This window comes from Brevibacillus parabrevis, assembly GCF_003710905.1.
GTDB lineage: Bacteria > Bacillota > Bacilli > Brevibacillales > Brevibacillaceae > Brevibacillus > Brevibacillus parabrevis.
Genome location: NZ_RHHV01000016.1, coordinates 53,518 through 70,343, shown reverse-complemented (window position 1 = coordinate 70,343; position 16,826 = coordinate 53,518). Strand labels below are relative to the sequence as shown.

The following is a 16,826-nucleotide window of genomic DNA, read 5'->3' as shown; positions in this document are numbered from 1 at the left end:
TCCTTTGTCCCGGGAGTTATTTTGACTCTGCCAACGCCTGGACGAAAACAAACGAAGCAAACAATCACGAAACCATCGCTGAAACATGTGTAGCTGACGATTCGGCGTAAAAAGGAGATGCGAGTAGGATGGACTACAGGGAACGCATATTTTCGCAGGAGGGAGCCAGTTTCCCGGGAAAGACATACGTAGAGGCTGTGCTGGAGCCGGCATTTAATGAGGCGAAGCACCACCTGCTAAAGCCGATGATGGCAATCAACAAAGCGCATTTGATCATGCTGCGCGAACAGGAATTGATTACGGACGGCGAAGCCAAAGAGATTGCCCGCGCCCTTTGCGGGATCGAGATGGAAGAGCTGCGCCGCGCTACTTACACCGGGCAGTTTGAAGATTTGTTCTTTCAGGTAGAGAGCCGTTTGCTGGAATTAGCGCCAGATGTTGCAGGCAATTTGCACTTGGCACGCAGCCGCAATGACATGGGAATCACCATCTATCGCATGGTGCTGCGCGAAAAGTTGCTGGTGACGATCGCATCTGCCCTCTATCTGAAAGAGCAATTGCTCCTCTTTGCGCAAGAGCACGCCGAGACAGTCATGATCGGCTATACGCATACCCAGCAGGCGCAGCCAACGACGATGGCCCATTACATGATGGCAGCAGCTGATCTTTTGAGCCGCGACATCAAGCGACTCATCCAAGCGTATCAGACGTGCAACCGTTCCCCGATGGGAGCAGCAGCTCTGACTACATCCGGTTTTGGCATCAGCCGGGAGCGGATGCGCGAATTGCTCGGATTTGACGAACTGGTGGAAAATTCATACGACGCCGTCTGCGGTGCCGACTATTTGGGCGAGGTAGCGACTGCCGTACAACTGGCAGCGATCGATTTGGGGCGCACGGTACAAGATATGCTGTTGTGGTGCACGCAGGAATTTGGCGCCCTGAAAGTCGCCAGTCCCTACGTTCAGATCAGCTCGATCATGCCGCAAAAGCGCAATCCGGTATCGTTCGAACACATGCGCTCGCTTTTGTCCAGCAGCGCTGGAAATGCCACGACTGTTTTGACGATGATGCACAATACGCCGTTTGGTGATATTGTCGATACAGAAGATGACATGCAGCCTTACGCTTGGAAGAGCATGGCTGTGCTGGAGCAGATGTACCGCCTGATGGCTTGCGTCGTCGGGACGATGGATGTTAACAAGGACGTCTTGCTGGAGCGGGCAAAAGCGAGCTTCGCTACGGTAACAGAGCTTGCCGATACGCTGGTGCGCACGGATCGCCTCTCGTTCCGCAAATCGCACCACATCGTAAGCCGGGTCGTAAAAGAAGCGATGAGCGCCGAGCTGGCGGCTAACCAGATCAGTCTGGAGCTGGTCAATCGCGCCGCAGTCGAAGTGATCGGCCGCGAATTGTCGATCACGGAAGAAGAGCTGCGCTTGGCGCTTGATCCTGTGCATTTTGTCATGATCCGCAAGCTGCCAGGCGGACCGAATCCGCAAGAAATCAACCGGATGATCACCGAGCGCCGAGCTGTTCTCGGGCAGGAAAGTGCGTGGGTCGCAAAGAAACAACAAGCCATTGCAGTTGGCATGAACAGGCTGGATCAGATGATAGCTGAATGGAGCGTGGGGTAATGGCAGTGGTGCGGATACCTCTTCTGGCAGTGGACGGAGGGGGCACCAAATGCTTGGCGGTGCTCGTGGACCGAGCCGCAAGAGAAGTCGGCCAAGGCCGTTCCGGCTCTTGCAACTATCAAGGAATCGGCGAGGAAGCGGCCGCCCGCGAATTGATCGCAGCCATTCGGCAAGCGATGGCCGATGCGGTCAGCCGTGGAGCAGGGAAAGAGCTTGGCCTGGAACAGGCAGCGGGCGAGCTGGAATGGGAAATCGAATGCGCCGTGATCGGGATTGCAGGTCTGGATACAGAGCATGATCGGCGGGTGATCTCGCGGATGGTGAGCAAGGTGCTGTATCAGCTTGGCATCCGCGTCCAGCATTTGATCGTGGAAAACGACGGGTTTGCCGCCTTGCTCGGAGCGACGGGCGGCAAGCCGGGCATTCTCGTCATCGCCGGGACCGGCTCCATCGCCTTCGGAGTAAACGACGCGCAAGAAACAGCGCGTTCTGGAGGCTGGGGCCATCGGGTCGGTGACGAGGGGAGCGGATACTGGATCGGCAAGCAGGCGATCATGGCTGTCCTGCGGGCGGCAGACGGTCGCGGCGAGCCGACGCTTTTGCAAAATTTGCTGCTTCCGCATGCCGGACTGGAGCGTGTCGATGAACTGTTCAACTGGACGTACAGCGACTTTTATTCCGTGGAAAAAGTTGGGGAGCTGTCTCCGCTGGTCAGCCAGGCCGCACTGGCGGGCGATCAGGTAGCGACCCGGATTTTGCAAGTTGCCGGAGAAGAGCTGTTTGCGGCCGTTCGTGCCGTGATCGACGCTCTGGATATGAAGGAAAAACCGTTTCAAATGATCATGCAGGGCGGCGTCTTGCAAAACGACGATCGGGTGCGAACAATCGTCGTCGAGCGTGTCCAGCAGTATGCTGCCCAGGTGGTCATCGAGAAGGCGCAAAACGACCCGATCTACGGTGTCATAGCAAAAGGACTGGCGTATTTGGAGCGGCAGTCAGGCGGCAAGTGAGGTGCCCGAGATGAAAAAACTGATGGTAGTATTCCCCCACCCGGATGACGAGTCCTTCGCTTGCGGCGGCACCCTGGCCAAATGCAAGGCAGAGGGCAAAGAGACTTGCTACTTGTGCATCACATCTGGTTGCAAAGGGCGATCCGGACCATTTGAGATCGATTGCCGGGAAAAGCTGGCTCGCCACAGGGAGCAGGAGCTGACAAAAGCCGCGGAAGTGCTCGGCATCAAGCGGCTGGATTTGTTCCGCTATGCGGACGGATCTTTGCAGCATGCCGATCTGGCTGAGCTGACAGCCAAAATACGCGAGGCGATCGTGGAGTGGAAGCCGGATGTCGTCATCACGTTTCCGCCAGACGGCGTGACCGGACACCCCGATCATATCGTCACCTGCAAAGCGACCACGCTTGCGGTCGAGCAAGCAGAAGCGCAGCTTGCGGCGGATGAATATCCGGATTTGTACTACGTGTCGATCCCGCATTACTACGACCATTGCCCGGACAGTGGCCCGCAGCCTGCGGTTCCGATTACAGGCAAGGTAGACATCACAGACTACCGGACACAAAAAGGCGAAGCGCTGCGCGCCCACCAGAGCCAGGTGTATTCCGTCAACCGCGCTTATCCGGGCGTCATTGATGGCGACTTTACCGTGATTGGCTGCTATGAATACTACACGCTGGTGCGATCGGCGGGCAAGCCGATTGAGCCGCTGCGAGCGCCGAAAGGGATTCCGGTGATGGAGTTGTAGGGTGTCTTTGGCCCGTTCAGTAGCAATGAAAATATGCCTGTTATTTGGCGTGGCGGCTGCGATCCGGCGTTTTTGCGCGGAGAGCAGCCGCTTTTTTCAACCATGTCTGCCACGGTGCATACATCGTCTGTTTGATAGACCGCTTCCGGCGGGCATATAATGAGAGGAAGGGGAAGAGAAGAGGTGAGTGTTTATCACAAATCCGAAAAAAGGGCAAAACGATAGCAAAGTTCTGAGATATATTAAGGCGTACAACGAAATTTTGCACATGATCCAGAGCGGTCTGTATCCCGAAAATAGCAAACTTCCATCCGAGACAGACTTGTCCCAGATGCTCGGGATCAGCCGGATGACTTTGCGGCAGGCGCTTTTACTGCTCCAGGAAGACGGATTTATCGTCATGCGTCACGGCTCAGGCAGCTATGTCAGCAAGACACCTAACGTGAACCATGCCGGGTTGGAAAAAAAGACGAATCCCGTTTATAAGTGCTCACAGTACGAGATTGAGCTGGCAACGATCAGCTATCGGATCGATGTGCCGAATGATTATGTGATCAATACGCTTGGAAAAATCGTCCCTTGGGTTATGGGCGTTGATCGGCTCTATGAACATGAAAAACGGGCGAGAGCTTACGGATTCACGATGATTCCCTACGACACTTTTGAGGCATACTCAATCAACTACGCCGAAGAAGCGCAGCTCGCGGCGTTTGTAGACGAGCAAATCTATGAATACGCGCACAGCACGAAGCTCGAAATCAAGTTTGTCAAAGGCAACGACCTCATTAAAACGCATAAAATGCCTTCCCAAAACAATTGGTTCGTCTTGATTCTGGAAGTGATTTACGATAAGACGGGGAACATCCTGATGCACAATAAATTTTTTGTTCCGGAAGAGGACGCGCAGCTAACGATCTGCACGTATTAGGAAAGCGGTAAACAGCAGCCAGCGAATGTGTTTCGCCTGCCTGTCTGCCCTATACTTGCGGCATATGACAGAAATCCCATCAGAAGGTGCGCTGATGGGATTTTCGCTATCGTTAGAGAGAGGTTGCTATAATTTTTCGGCAAGCCAATCGACCGTTATTTTGAGCAGTTCTTCCGGTGTGGACTGGTCAGGATTGAGGCTGTCGCCTTTGACAAGGAGAAATCCGTGATCTGCCTTGTCCAAAATGCGCAAAGTCGCATCGTTGCTGCCTGCGTTTTTCAGCAATTCGCGTGACTTGGCAGGAGCCACAATGACATCCAAAGAGCCGTGAATGGCTAACAGCGGGCCTGTGTACTGTTTGATTTCTTCCATTGCTTTTGAATTTTTCATCGCCACAAACCACTGCTTGCCAAGGCGAAGCTTGCTGCCCCATGGCAATACGAAATCGTAGTAGCCATTTTTTATTGCCTGCTCCTCATACTTGAACATATCTTCGAAGTCTGTCGCGCCGTTGGAAGAAGCAGATGCCCACGTCACGAGCGCTTTGACCGATTCGTTTCTCGCTGCCACTACTTGCGCAATCCGGCCACCTTGACTCCAGCCGAGAACGCCGATTCTTGTTTTGTCGACCAGCGGGTTGTTTGCGAGAAAAGCGATAGCTTGATTGGCATCGAGCACGGAATCGTCAAAGTTGTTGTAGACATAAGGGACCTTGCTGTCGCCACCGCCGACAAAATCGATGCGCAAAGATGCGTACCCGTTTGCGGCCAGCTTGGCTGCCAGTTTTTTGTAAATATCCCCCAGCTCGTTTTTGTTTCCGCCCGTGCCATGCAAGAGCAGCACAGCAGGAGCTGGATGTTCTTTTGTTGCTGTGGAAGGCACTGTCAAAATTCCGGGAACGACGTACGACTTGTTGGCGATGGAGACGGGACTTTCTGTTGCTGTAATCGCAGCTGTTTGGTTTGCAGAAATCTTGTCCTGGGCGAATGTACTTTGCTGGAAGCCCGCAAAAAGCAGAATGAGAGCGAGTAGGATGTTGGCAGAGACATATTTTGGCTTGTTCATAAGTCCTCCTTGGATTTGACGTTTTGACGTGTTGACGGCTTGTGCATCGCAACCTCCTTTTCCAAAGTTCATACAACAAGAAGACTAATACACGTATAGTTGTATGGTTAGTTGTATAATTCATAGTAACGAGTGGATAATTTTCTGTCAATTATTAATTTTGATTCAGCCATTGTTTGGCATGTGCCAGATGAAAGGGAGGGAGGTGCGTTCATGAACTTTTTTCTCACGCTCTTTTCCAAATACAAGTGCCTAGTTTATACGGCGTTCGGTCACGAGCGATATTTGCAAATCGTCCACAAGTTGTCCGCCCACGGGGTGAAGTTTCGGACTCGTTCGTACTCATATGGTCGGAGTCACTTGGGAGCAGACAGCGCAGGGATGTTTCCGCGCGAGGATCGTACCCAGTACGATATTTACGTGAAAAAAGAAGACGAGCACACGGCGCATATGGCGATTCATTCTAAATGAAAAAAAACGGGGTTCGGAGCGTAATCTTCCGGCCGCTCTATACGAACCGATTTGCCATTCGATATAATGAAATGGGAAATTTATGAATGGAAAGAAAGCGAGGAGGTAACAGTCGTGTCCGTAGTCGAAACATTGAAAGAGAGAAGAGCCGTCCGCAACTATATTCCGAAAGAAGTCGAAACAGAGAAAATCCAGGCGCTGCTCGATTGCGCCGTTTTGGCCCCGAATGACCGTTTGCGCCAGCCGTGGCATTTTTACGTTATCAGAGGAGAGGCAAAGCAACGGTTTGAGGAAATCGCCAAGGCGTTTTTGCTGGAGCGTTTTCCGACCAAGCCGAATCTCGTCCAGGACTCTTTGGCTGTTTTGGAAAAAACACCGCTGGTCATCGTCGTCACATCGGATGTAATTCCGGGCGACGAGGCTTCATCGGAAGACAACGAATACGCTGTATGCTGCGCGATTCACTCCATGTGGCTCGCGGCGAAGGAGCTTGGACTTGGCATGGTTTGGCGCACGAGAGGAATCGGCTTGGTGCGCGACGAGCGCTTGCTGGAATTTCTCGGCTCGCCGGAAAACAAAAAGGTTGTAGGCACGCTGTTCATCGGCTACCCGGAAGCGGATGCGCCTGTGACAAACCGTGTGGCTGCGGAAGAGAAGACGACTTGGCTGTAACGATAGTTTAAAAACCTGAAAAGTTGCCTGTAAAGCAGCTTTTGAGGTTTTTTATTTAGGCTTTGAAAAGGGGCCAATCTCAGTTTTTACCTTATTAAGAAAGTACAACGAAATAATGGTGAAGAATATCGAAATGACGATAGAAACTTGTATTTATACAAATAGTAATGTCGAATTTTGTAAATATACAGTAGTTGCAGAAAGTGAATATACTTGGTTATATTAAAAGTAAAATTTTACAAAAAATGGGGTGTATGTTTTTATGAGGAAAATGACATCGCTAGTTGCCTTTCTTTTTGTGGCAAGTGTCTTTTCGATTCCAGTATCTGGATTTCAAGGAAAAACAAATGCTGACGCTTTTTGGCCAGGAGGTGGATTTCTCAATAATAAGTATTCAAAATTAACATATTCAACTAGTAACGCTGTAGATAGACTTGGGTACTCTAGATATGTCGATGATGCTATAAATGAATTTGATTCAATTAGTGATGCAAATATTGGATTTAGGAAATTATCAAGTGGTGATGGTGAAATGTTAAGCATAGTGATAGATGAAAAAAATTCTAGTGAGTATGCAAGAGATGCATTCGGGATTATGATCCCGTTTAAAATTGATCCCAAAACTACTAGCTATGAGCGCGCATCTAATTATGAAACATGGGCTTATGCAAAAATTTGGTTGAATGATTATATGATGAAACAGCACAAATTTACTTCGGATGAGCGCAATAAAACTACTATTCATGAAATTGGTCATGCCTTTGCAATGGAGCATCAGTATGATGGTGTAAAATCAGTCATGGTTTCAGGACAAATCAGCTATCCTGACCTTCAGCAATTAGATATATCGAACCTTCAATGGAAGTATTAATGAGGAGGATATAATAAAATGAATAAAAGGACTAAACTAACTATTGGAATAATTGCAATGGCTGCAGCAATTGTTGGCATTAATTACACATCTGGTACGCTTATGGCGAAAACGGAAGGAATGAAAATATTTTCTTACCATGCCGATTATAAAGTTTATGAAGATATTGAAGAATTAGAGAATCAATCCCCAATAATTGTAAATGCCAAATTTACCGGAGAAAGAGAAACGATTCTCGGAGATTCTGTCACCGATTTTGTACCTTTTTCGAAATCAAAAGTTAAGATTATTAAAGTTATCAAAGGCGATCTTGAGAAAGAGGACAATGTGCTGGTCTTCGAGCCAGCTGCAATAGATAGCGAGAAAAATGAGTTTGTTACGGTTGAAGGTTATAATTTAATGAATGAAGAAGGAGAGTACACGTTGTTCTTACGAGATACTCCAAAAGAAAACTCCTACCAAATTGTCGGAATGTATCAAGGAAAGTACGATCACTCAATTAACGATAATGTTAAAAATCGTACGTTTATAACAGATTTTGAAGATGCAACATATGATGATGTAGCAAATGAAGAAATTATTGGGGATAATTTGAATCATTTTCAAAAATTAAAAGATAAAGTAGTTCAGAAGTATAATTGGGAATAAATAAAAAATAATCCGTTGGCTATGTACTCCAACGTATTTTGATTATCGTAAAGAGGTGAAATACCATATGAGAAAATTTTTATCAGGCTTTATTGTCGGAGGTGTGCTATTTACTTCCATAAGTGTTTTTGCTGAACCTCTACATCAAATTGCTGTCAGCTTTAATATTAAGGATGTAATAGTTGACGGTCAAAAGCTTCCTCTTGCAAAGCAAGCATTAAATTATAAAGGGACAACTTATGTTCCATTGAGGCCACTCGCTGAAAGTTTAGGCTACACAACGAAATGGAATCCCGAAAAGCAAAATGTAGAAGTAATGAAAGCAAAGATTACAAGGTTGCTTAGTTCAGAGGAAATTAAACAGGCATTTAAAGACAACGGGTTACCGTTAAATCCTGCAAAACTATCGTACTTTCCATTGAATAAAAAAACACCGGAGAGTTATCAAATTGGTGAGATGGAGCATCTTCATATATACGTTTATGAATCTTATGAAGAGCGAGTAAGAGGGCGGTTGGAATTTGAAGTAATAAGAGAGAGGACAGATATGATCGTTCCGTTTATTTATGAGGTTGATAATGCCTTGATCTTTTATGTGCCTTTTAACACAGAATTAAATTTGCATAAAAAAGTAGACGCAGCAATAGCAAAGCTAAAAGATAAGAAAAGTTAACTACTCAAGAGCGCTTAATCCGTAAGCGACAAGCGATAGGGCTATCTCCTACAGGTAATCTGACCTGGGAGATAGCTTTTTCCCGTTTCTGTTCGCCTGTTTCTTTTGCTGCTGTTTCTTGTGTGAGCAGAGAGCTTTTTCAGTCTTTATGCAGCAGCTTCCCGATTTTCAAAGCAAGCTGAATTTGCAACAGCTCCTCCGAATTTTTCAAATCCATGTTCAGCAGTTCCTTAATCTTTTCAATCCGGTAAATAAACGTGTTGCGATGGATGAACATCGCTTTTGCCGCTTCGCTGACATTTTGGTTATGCAAAAAGTATTGGTCCAGCGTCACCATGAAGCTCGTGCCGAACTGTTGATCGTGCTCGTACAGCTTGCCGAGCCGCTTGAGGAAAAAGTCCTCCAACTCGCTGTCCTTGATGTTGGAATCGAGAAAATGATAGACCGAGTAGTCTTCAAAATGCGAGACATCGCCTTTGCTGTTGAAGCGCTGCATGAGCCGGATCGCTTCGTGCGCTTCGGAAAAGCTTTTGTGCAAGGAAGCAATCGTCTTGTAGGATCGGCCGATGCCGATGAAAAACAAGGTCTTCTTGATTTTCTCCGCAAGAGCGCTGTACAGCTCGCCAGCAAACTGCTTGGCTTCGCTGACGGAAATCAGCGGGCGATGCTCATGCTGCCCGAGCAAAATGATGATCCGGTTGTTGCGGTAAAAGCAAGTGACCTCTCCAGGCGCTTTGCTTGAGTAGTCGTAGACCAGATCCACGCATTTTTTGGCGATCCGGTCCAGCTCGTATTTGCGATCGACCATATCGGCCATCTCTTCCAGCTCGACAGGCTCGATGTTGATGACCATGCAGAAGTACGTGTAAGCCGAATTGAGTCCGTGCAGATCGCACAATGTCTGGATCGATTCAGCCGAGGTGATTTTGCCCGTCAAAAGATCGTCGAAAAAGTCCTGCCTGATCTTCAGCTTCACTTCCTCGATTTCCCGCGCCTTGATCCGCTCCAGCGCTACGATGGTAGAAGCTTGCTCCAGCACGATGTAGTCAAATTCATTCAGCTCGCGAACCGTTTGCCAGACAACGATGTAGCCATATATGTAGTTGGCGACGGCGACAGGCAAGATTCGGCATTTGACGTCCTGGTTTTTCGCGTGGTAAATCCGCTTGATCGATTTTTTGATCTGGCTGATATTTTTCGGGACAGAATCGGTAAACTCTCGGGTAAAAACGGGCCTGTTCTTGTTCAGCGTCAGGCAGGAGGCGAGCGGTATCGGATTCTCGGCGACTTCTGTCGCTTGCAGCAGATGCCAGTCCCGATCCAGGAACAGAACCGGATTGTTGATCGTCTCGGACAGCTCGGAGGAGATGCGGTCCAGGCCGCCGCCTTCCAGCGCGATCCGAAACAGCGCGTTGTGCATGTCCAGCGTCTTGCGGTTCAGCAAATCGTAACGTCCCGATGCTTTTTCGTTGATGATGGCGATTACTTTGGACAGCGTGTATTCAAAAGGCAGCGCCAAAAGCGGCAGGCCGTATTGGTTGGCGAGGTCGATCATGTTTTGCGGGATTTGATCAAAGTAACGCTGCATTTTGATGCACAGCCCCGAGCAGTTGATTTCTGCCAGTTCCTTGATGATTTTGTTTTGCAGTTCGGGATTGTCCTTGAAAATGTACCCGGTAGACAGCAAAAGCTCGTTGGAAGACAGCCAGTCGAAGGCATCAGGGTTCTCTATGATGTTGACGATGGATATGACATTGTCGATGCCTTGTTCTCCGGCAATGATCTTGATGCCTTCGATGGATTTGATCTGGAGCAAATCTTTTATGGTCAACATCCGGGATCACTCCTTCGTGTCGGGACAGAAGCTATTTATGCAATGTGCACAATGACCTTCGCGTTTTTTTAGTTTCGATACACAATGACGTTTTCATGCCCCCTGTCTAAAATAATGCTGTAAGACAGAAGGCTTGTCCAATTTTTTTGCGAGAAAAAACGGTGAACACCACGAGAAAATGGGAGGGCGACCATGACAGACCAAAGCGTAGTGCAGGCTTTTCTCGAAGCTGCCGCAGAGGGAAACATCGAGGCGCTGAAACAGCACCTGGAGCAAGGCGTCGACATCAATGCGCGAAACAGACAGAAGCGTACCGCTATTTTGACGGCTGCGATGCACGATCATTTGGATGCGGTTTCATTTTTGATCGAAGCTGGTGCGGATATCGATTTGCAGGATGAAACATGCTTCAACCCGTTTTTGTACGCTTGCATTCACAACAAGCTGGAGCTTGTGCAAATGATGGTAAAAGCGGGCACAAACCTGGAACTTTTGACGCGTTTTGGCGGTGTCGGCCTGACGCCAGCTTGCGAAAAAGGCCATGTAGACATCGTGCGCGAGCTGCTTACCACGACAGATATCAATGTAAACCATACGAACTTCGTCGGCTGGACACCGCTCATCGAAGCGATCATTTTGGGCGATGGCGGCGAAAAACAGCAGACGATCATCAAGCTCTTGATCGAGCATGGCGTCAACGTGCAAATGGTGGATAAATACGGGGTCACACCGCTTGAGCTTGCCAGAAGAAAAGGCTACACCGAAATCGAACAAATTTTGCTCGCAGCAGGAGCGAAGTAACACAAGCTATGCGCATTCAGGCATTGTCTGGCGATGCGGATTTTTGCAAGAAGCTGGCAAGCTCCTCGTTTCACGGGTTCGTGCACAGTGTTTTTGAGCGAACGATCAATCTGAAATGTCTCGACGACAATGAGCTGTACACGATTGCCTGCAACAAGCTGGACAACGGTCCTAACACACTGGTGATCGATCTGCCTTCCCTCTCTGGCATGGAGGTGGCGGAAGGCGATCCTGTTTACGGGAAAGGCGACGAGCTGATTGTCGGATCGGGCGTCTTCATCTGCATGAGGCAAGCAACAAAGTGGGAAGCGCACTTGCCTTCCTATCCTTGTGACATAGACGTTTTGCGCGAAAATGTAGCGTTCATGAAGCAGTATGTGGACGCGAAGGGAAAAACGGGAGGCATGAAAATGTCTTCCCGCCCTGCCAGTTTGTTCGAAAGGGAGACGTCCCGCATGCTGAATGAGCGTGCCGAGGCGCTGTCAATCGAGCTGGCGAAGGGCAACAGCGAGTCAGCCAGCGAGCAGGCTGTCCGGCTTGTCGGACTGGGGCCGGGGCTGACGCCATCGGGAGACGATTTTTTGGTGGGATTGTGCATTGTATACAAGATGCAGAACATTCCCTGCTGTTTGTCATGCCGTTTTTTTGAAAAAGTGGTCGAGTCGTCCAGAGAGCTGACGAATGAAATCAGTTCCATCACGCTAAAAAAGGCAGCGAGCGGAAAAGTGAGGGAGTCGCTGGTCGACTTGCTTCGCTGCTTGACGCAAGGTTCGCGCGAAGAGCTGCTGCCAGCCCTAGAAAAAGTCGTGGGCATCGGTTCTTCTTCAGGCACCGATATGGCCCTGGGACTGATTTGCGGTTTGGAACGAAATCTAGAAGCCGGAGGGAATGTATGTCTACCAAAGTTGTAATCAAGCAAAGCACGTATTTTGATTCCGTGTCGCTGATGTCTTTGTCCACCAAAGCGAATCAGATTGAGGGCGTGGAACAGGCAGTGATTGCCATGGGTACGGAGATGAACAAGGAAGTGCTGAAAAACGTCGGCTTACTCACGCCGGAGCTGGAAGCGGCGAAAAGCAGCGACCTGATGATCGTCGTCAAGGCGGCGACAGAAGAGCTGGCCGAGAGCGCGTATGTGCAAATCGAAGAGCTGTTCACCAAGAAAAAAGGCGGCAGCAAAGGCGCGAGCGAGATCAAGTACCCGACTATCGATTCTGCTGCGGCGAGCATCCCCGAAGCGAATCTCGCCATCATTTCCGTCAATGGCGCTTTCGCGGCGAGAGAAGCGAGAAAAGCGTTGGAAAACGATCTGCACGTCATGCTGTTCAGCGACAACGTGAGCATCGAGGACGAGATTGCCCTGAAGCAATACGCGCATGAAAAAGGCTTGCTGATGATGGGGCCAGACTGCGGTACGGCGATCATCAACGGAGTTGCCCTGTGCTTTGGAAACGCGGTGCGCAAAGGCAGCATCGGCATCGTGGGCGCGTCGGGAACAGGCAGCCAGGAAGTGAGCGTGCGCATCCACGATTTCGGCGGCGGGATCACACAGCTGATCGGCACGGGCGGTCGCGATCTGAGCGAGCAAGTGGGCGGCATCATGATGATCGACGGCATCAAGGCGCTGGAAGCGGACGCGGCGACGAAAGTGATTGTGCTCATCTCCAAGCCGCCAGCCGCATCAGTTCAGGAAAAAGTGCTGGCGCAGGTGAAAAACTGCACGAAGCCAGTAGTCGTCTACTTCATCGGCGGAGACGAAGAAGCCGTGGTGGCGGCAGGCGGCCATTTTGCCAAAACAACCAAAGAAGCGGCGCTCAAAGCAGTCGTGCTTGCCGGGGCCAATGAAGACGAGATCAACAAACGCGCCCTCAACTGGCCGCTGATCGAAGAAGTGCGCGCGAAGCTTGCGCCTGAGCAAAAATACGTTCGCGGCCTGTTCTGCGGCGGCACTCTTTGCGATGAAGCGATGTATCTCGCCATGGAAACGTTCGCGGACGTCTACAGCAACATCCAGAAAAATCCCGACTACAAGCTGAAAAACATTCATGAAAGCAAAGCGCACACGTACCTCGACATGGGCGATGACGACTTCACAAACGGCAAGCCGCACCCGATGATCGACCCGTCCTTGCGCATCGCCAGATTTTTGCAGGAAGCGAAAGATCCGTCTGTCGGCGTCATCCTGATGGACTTCATTCTCGGCTTCGGCTCGCACGAAGACCCTGTCGGCGTAATGCTGCCAGCGATTGTGGAGGCAAAAGCGCAAGCGGCAAAAGCAGGCAGACATCTGGAGATTCTCGGCTACGTAATGGGAACCGACCTGGATACGCCGAACTTCGACGAGCAAGTGAAAAAGCTGATGGACGCAGGCGTGACGATTGCCAGCAGCAGCACAAACGCTGGACTTCTGGCCAGAGAATTTGTAGTGAAAGGGGCATGAACATGAGCAAAATCAACGAGCTGTTCGCCGGGAACATCCATGCGATCAACGTAGGGATCGAATTTTTCAAAGACGATATCATCAAGCAAAATGCGAATGCCACGCACCTGGAGTGGAAACCGCCAGGCGGCGGCAAGCCTGAACTGATCCGTGCGCTCGACAGACTGGAGAACGCGGCGCTGGCAGACAAAATCGCGGCGGCCAACAAGCTGGCAGTGGAGCGCATTATCAACTCGCAGCCGATGCTCGTCGGGTTTGACCAGGCCATCAACGTCGTGCCGGGCATGACCAAAACGACGATTTTGCACGCAGGACCTCCGATCACTTGGGACAAAATGTGCGGTGCGATGAAAGGTGCCGTAACCGGGGCGATCGTTTTCGAAGGTTTGGCAAAAGACATCGAGGAAGCAGAGCAAGTAGCCGCTTCCGGCGCAATTACTTTCTCTCCTTGCCACGAGCACAATTGCGTAGGCTCCATGGCTGGTGTCACTTCTGCTTCGATGTTCATGCACGTAGTAAAAAACAAAACGTACGGCAATGTCGCTTACACAAACATGAGCGAGCAAATGGCAAAAATTTTGCGCATGGGTGCCAATGACGAGAGCGTCATCACGCGCCTGAACTGGATGCGCGACGTACTCGGGCCGATGCTGCGCGACGCGATGAAGATCGCAGGCGAAATCGATTTGCGCCTCATGCTGGCACAGGCTCTCCATATGGGCGACGAGTGCCACAACCGCAACAACGCCGGGACAAGCCTGCTGATTCAAGCGCTGACCCCGCATATTTTGCAGACTGACTTCACGACCGAGCAAAAACGCGAAGTATTTGAATTTGTGGCAAGCAGCGACTATTTCTCCGGCCCGACGTGGATGGCTTTGTGCAAATGCGCGCTGGATGCGGCGCACGGAATCGAAAACAGCACGATTGTCACGACAATGGCGCGCAATGGTGTCGAGTTTGGCATTCGCGTGAGCGGCATGGCAGGCAACACCTGGTTTACTGGTCCTGCCCAAAAAGTGATCGGTCCGATGTTCGCAGGCTACAAGCCGGAAGACTCCGGTCTCGATATTGGAGACAGCGCGATTACGGAGACATACGGAATCGGCGGCTTCGCCATGGCTGCTGCTCCCGCAATCGTAGCGCTCGTAGGGGGAACGGTTGAGGAAGCGATCGGTTTTTCTACCACGATGAAAGAAATCACGACAGCGGAAAATCCGAATGTGACGATCCCGCTGCTGGACTTCCAAGGGGTAGCTACCGGAATCGACATTCGCCAAGTCATCCAAACAGGCATCCTGCCAGTCATCAATACGGCGATTGCCCACAAAGACGCCGGCATCGGCATGATCGGCGCGGGTATCACGTATCCGCCGATGGAAGCTTTTGAAAAAGCTCTCCTGGCTTTGACGGAGAGCATCAGCTAAAAACGTTTTGGACCAACAAGGCGCAGGAAGGCGGTTTGCGCTCGCGGCGCGACAGCAAGAAGTTAGCGCCGCGAGCAGGCTTTCCCGCGTGAGACTCTTTTCTTCCATGGATGGGAGTCTCCTATAGTGCGAGGAAGGTGAAAGTCATGGGACAACCCGCAGAGCAGATTTCGCCGGAGCAGCTGAAATCGTACGGGTATTCGGACGATATTTTGCCCAAGACGTCTGAACAAAGAGATTGGGGCGTGTTTCACTACATTACCGTTTGGATGGGCGCTGTTCACAACATCATGTCGTACATGACAGTCGCCGGATTTTTTGCGCTGGGACTAAGTGTTCCGCAAGTATTTTGGGCCGTCATGCTGTCTGCCGTGATCGTCTCGGCCGGCTATGTGCTGAACGGTCATTCGGCAGCGAAGTACGGCGTGCCTTTTGCCATGCTGCTCCGCGACTCCTTTGGCGTGAAAGGCTCGATTATTCCTGCCTTGTGCCGCGGACTGATTGCCGGAGTTGTGTTTTTCGGTGCGACAACGGTCGTTGGCGCCCAATCGTTGAACGTCATTTTTGCGAGAATTTTTCCTGATTACATGACGTGGGGAGCCGGATTCGATCTGTTCGGACTCAATTTCCCGACGATGCTCTCCTATCTTTTCTTGTGGATCATCACCGTGGCCCTGTTTTTGGGCGGAATGAACATTCTCAGCGTTTTCAGCAAATACTCGTCACCCGTCGTCTACATCTTCATTATCGGGGCGGCGATCTGGGCGATTACGATCGCAGGCGGAATCGGTCCGATCATGGAGTACGTTCCCGCCCAACCGATGGAAAATGGGCTTGTCTTCATCGCATGCGTAAGTGCGCTTGTATCGAACTGGGCTGGGCCGATTGTCAACATCTCTGACCTGACTCAGCGGGCAAAATCGCCGAAGGCTCCGCTCTATGGCTTGCCGATCGGAATGATCGTTTCCTACCTCCTGTTTGCCGTTACGTGCATCGGGTTGATCGTCGGAACGCAGATTGCCTTTGGAGAACCTATTTTCAATATCGTCGACGCAATTGGCAAAATTGACAATCCGTTTGCTGTCATCGTGCTGATCCTGGCTTTGAACGTCGGGGCGACCGGCTTTGTTGTTTTTGGAAATTTGTTGCCGGCAGGTCTGCAAATGACAGCGCTTTTACCTAAATGGTTTACCGTCAAGTCGGCCGGAATCTGGACGGCAGTCATCGGCACGCTCATCCTGCCCTGGAAGCTCGTCGAGAGCACGGCTACCTTGTACTTGTTTTACAGCTTTATCGGTTCCATGTACGGCCCGATCGCCGGGATCATGCTGTCGAGCTTTTACATCGAGCGCAGGCGCAAGCTCAACCTGGATACGATCTACGTGAAGCCGGGAGATAACGGCGAGCATGCCAGCGGCTACAACAAAGTGGCTTGCCTGGTCATGGCTATCAGCTTCCTTCTCCCGATGTCCGGGGCGTTCTTGCCCCAGGTGGCGATTTTGTCCATGTTGAACCAGTTTGCTTTCTTCAGCGGGCTGATTTTGTCGTTCGTGCTCTACACGCTGTTTTACAAAAAGCAGTAAAGAAAGTGGACGACCCTG

16 protein-coding genes are annotated in these 16,826 nt (G+C 50.5%); 14 read left to right on the top strand and 2 right to left on the bottom strand.

Going from position 1 to position 16,826, the window contains the following annotated elements; genetic code table 11:
• Positions 1 to 128 precede the first annotated feature (128 nt).
• From argH to EDM60_RS22430, 4 genes are all read left to right on the top strand, one after another.
• Positions 129 to 1,637, top strand: a complete 1,509-nt coding sequence (gene argH, locus EDM60_RS22445) for an argininosuccinate lyase (RefSeq protein WP_122965962.1) — start codon at positions 129 to 131, stop codon at positions 1,635 to 1,637.
• Positions 1,637 to 2,647 carry an N-acetylglucosamine kinase gene (locus EDM60_RS22440; protein WP_122965961.1) on the top strand — a complete coding sequence of 337 codons (1,011 nt, stop codon included), beginning with the start codon at positions 1,637 to 1,639 and terminating at the stop codon, positions 2,645 to 2,647. Before argH ends, EDM60_RS22440 begins: the two co-directional genes overlap by 1 nt.
• 10 nt (positions 2,648 to 2,657) lie before the next feature.
• Positions 2,658 to 3,395, top strand: a complete 738-nt coding sequence (locus EDM60_RS22435) for a PIG-L deacetylase family protein (RefSeq protein ID WP_122965998.1) — start codon at positions 2,658 to 2,660, stop codon at positions 3,393 to 3,395.
• A 187-nt stretch (positions 3,396 to 3,582) separates the two neighbouring features.
• Positions 3,583 to 4,323 (top strand): GntR family transcriptional regulator, encoded by a 741-nt coding sequence (locus tag EDM60_RS22430; protein WP_122965960.1) that lies wholly within the window; start codon positions 3,583 to 3,585, stop codon positions 4,321 to 4,323.
• A 126-nt stretch (positions 4,324 to 4,449) separates the two neighbouring features.
• On the opposite strand, the gene EDM60_RS22425 is transcribed toward EDM60_RS22430, so the two are convergent.
• The gene (locus EDM60_RS22425; RefSeq protein ID WP_167470364.1) at positions 4,450 to 5,388 is read right to left on the bottom strand and encodes an alpha/beta hydrolase; all 939 of its coding nucleotides are present in this window, start codon (positions 5,386 to 5,388) and stop codon (positions 4,450 to 4,452) included.
• A gap of 213 nt (positions 5,389 to 5,601) precedes the next feature.
• Between EDM60_RS22425 and EDM60_RS22420 the strand changes: the two genes are divergently transcribed.
• The 5 genes from EDM60_RS22420 to EDM60_RS22400 all read left to right on the top strand — a co-directional run bounded on the left by EDM60_RS22420 (position 5,602) and on the right by EDM60_RS22400 (position 8,723).
• Positions 5,602 to 5,859 (top strand): hypothetical protein, encoded by a 258-nt coding sequence (locus EDM60_RS22420; RefSeq protein ID WP_122965958.1) that lies wholly within the window; start codon positions 5,602 to 5,604, stop codon positions 5,857 to 5,859.
• A 114-nt stretch (positions 5,860 to 5,973) separates the two neighbouring features.
• Positions 5,974 to 6,531, top strand: a complete 558-nt coding sequence (locus tag EDM60_RS22415; RefSeq protein ID WP_122965957.1) for a nitroreductase family protein — start codon at positions 5,974 to 5,976, stop codon at positions 6,529 to 6,531.
• A 262-nt stretch (positions 6,532 to 6,793) separates the two neighbouring features.
• Complete coding sequence (locus tag EDM60_RS22410; RefSeq protein WP_122965956.1) at positions 6,794 to 7,402, top strand: zinc metalloprotease; 609 nt, start codon at positions 6,794 to 6,796, stop codon at positions 7,400 to 7,402.
• 18 nt (positions 7,403 to 7,420) lie between these two features.
• Positions 7,421 to 8,050, top strand: a complete 630-nt coding sequence (locus EDM60_RS22405) for a hypothetical protein (RefSeq protein ID WP_122965955.1) — start codon at positions 7,421 to 7,423, stop codon at positions 8,048 to 8,050.
• A 67-nt stretch (positions 8,051 to 8,117) separates the two neighbouring features.
• Positions 8,118 to 8,723: a stalk domain-containing protein gene (locus tag EDM60_RS22400; protein WP_122965954.1), complete on the top strand. Its 606-nt coding sequence runs from the start codon at positions 8,118 to 8,120 to the stop codon at positions 8,721 to 8,723.
• Between the two features lie 139 nt (positions 8,724 to 8,862).
• Here EDM60_RS22400 and EDM60_RS22395 read toward each other — a convergent pair whose 3' ends face one another.
• Positions 8,863 to 10,557, bottom strand: a complete 1,695-nt coding sequence (locus tag EDM60_RS22395) for a PucR family transcriptional regulator (protein ID WP_122965953.1) — start codon at positions 10,555 to 10,557, stop codon at positions 8,863 to 8,865.
• Between the two features lie 192 nt (positions 10,558 to 10,749).
• On the opposite strand from EDM60_RS22395, the gene EDM60_RS22390 reads away from it, so the two are divergent.
• The 5 genes from EDM60_RS22390 (at position 10,750) to EDM60_RS22370 (ending at position 16,808) form a co-directional block, all read left to right on the top strand.
• Positions 10,750 to 11,358 (top strand): ankyrin repeat domain-containing protein, encoded by a 609-nt coding sequence (locus EDM60_RS22390; protein ID WP_122965952.1) that lies wholly within the window; start codon positions 10,750 to 10,752, stop codon positions 11,356 to 11,358.
• A gap of 8 nt (positions 11,359 to 11,366) precedes the next feature.
• Positions 11,367 to 12,269 (top strand): oxamate carbamoyltransferase subunit AllH family protein, encoded by a 903-nt coding sequence (locus EDM60_RS22385; protein WP_122965951.1) that lies wholly within the window; start codon positions 11,367 to 11,369, stop codon positions 12,267 to 12,269.
• Positions 12,251 to 13,798 (top strand): acyl-CoA synthetase FdrA, encoded by a 1,548-nt coding sequence (gene fdrA, locus EDM60_RS22380; RefSeq protein ID WP_122965950.1) that lies wholly within the window; start codon positions 12,251 to 12,253, stop codon positions 13,796 to 13,798. Before EDM60_RS22385 ends, fdrA begins: the two co-directional genes overlap by 19 nt.
• A gap of 2 nt (positions 13,799 to 13,800) precedes the next feature.
• Positions 13,801 to 15,225, top strand: coding sequence for a YlbE family protein (locus EDM60_RS22375; protein ID WP_122965949.1), 1,425 nt, complete (start codon positions 13,801 to 13,803; stop codon positions 15,223 to 15,225).
• 146 nt (positions 15,226 to 15,371) lie between these two features.
• Positions 15,372 to 16,808, top strand: coding sequence for a cytosine permease (locus tag EDM60_RS22370; RefSeq protein ID WP_122965948.1), 1,437 nt, complete (start codon positions 15,372 to 15,374; stop codon positions 16,806 to 16,808).
• Positions 16,809 to 16,826 lie beyond the last annotated feature (18 nt).

Excerpts from the sequence above, each read along its gene's own strand:
- EDM60_RS22425 (WP_167470364.1), bottom strand. The coding sequence starts at position 5,388 with ATGAACAAGCCAAAATATGTCTCTGCCAACATCCTACTCGCTCTCATT.
- EDM60_RS22385 (WP_122965951.1), top strand. The coding sequence starts at position 11,367 with ATGCGCATTCAGGCATTGTCTGGCGATGCGGATTTTTGCAAGAAGCTG.
- EDM60_RS22395 (WP_122965953.1), bottom strand. The coding sequence starts at position 10,557 with ATGTTGACCATAAAAGATTTGCTCCAGATCAAATCCATCGAAGGCATC.
- argH (WP_122965962.1), top strand. The coding sequence starts at position 129 with ATGGACTACAGGGAACGCATATTTTCGCAGGAGGGAGCCAGTTTCCCG.
- EDM60_RS22435 (WP_122965998.1), top strand. The coding sequence starts at position 2,658 with ATGAAAAAACTGATGGTAGTATTCCCCCACCCGGATGACGAGTCCTTC.
- EDM60_RS22375 (WP_122965949.1), top strand. The coding sequence starts at position 13,801 with ATGAGCAAAATCAACGAGCTGTTCGCCGGGAACATCCATGCGATCAAC.
- EDM60_RS22420 (WP_122965958.1), top strand. The coding sequence starts at position 5,602 with ATGAACTTTTTTCTCACGCTCTTTTCCAAATACAAGTGCCTAGTTTAT.
- EDM60_RS22390 (WP_122965952.1), top strand. The coding sequence starts at position 10,750 with ATGACAGACCAAAGCGTAGTGCAGGCTTTTCTCGAAGCTGCCGCAGAG.
- EDM60_RS22400 (WP_122965954.1), top strand. The coding sequence starts at position 8,118 with ATGAGAAAATTTTTATCAGGCTTTATTGTCGGAGGTGTGCTATTTACT.
- EDM60_RS22370 (WP_122965948.1), top strand. The coding sequence starts at position 15,372 with ATGGGACAACCCGCAGAGCAGATTTCGCCGGAGCAGCTGAAATCGTAC.
- EDM60_RS22405 (WP_122965955.1), top strand. The coding sequence starts at position 7,421 with ATGAATAAAAGGACTAAACTAACTATTGGAATAATTGCAATGGCTGCA.
- EDM60_RS22410 (WP_122965956.1), top strand. The coding sequence starts at position 6,794 with ATGAGGAAAATGACATCGCTAGTTGCCTTTCTTTTTGTGGCAAGTGTC.
- fdrA (WP_122965950.1), top strand. The coding sequence starts at position 12,251 with ATGTCTACCAAAGTTGTAATCAAGCAAAGCACGTATTTTGATTCCGTG.
- EDM60_RS22440 (WP_122965961.1), top strand. The coding sequence starts at position 1,637 with ATGGCAGTGGTGCGGATACCTCTTCTGGCAGTGGACGGAGGGGGCACC.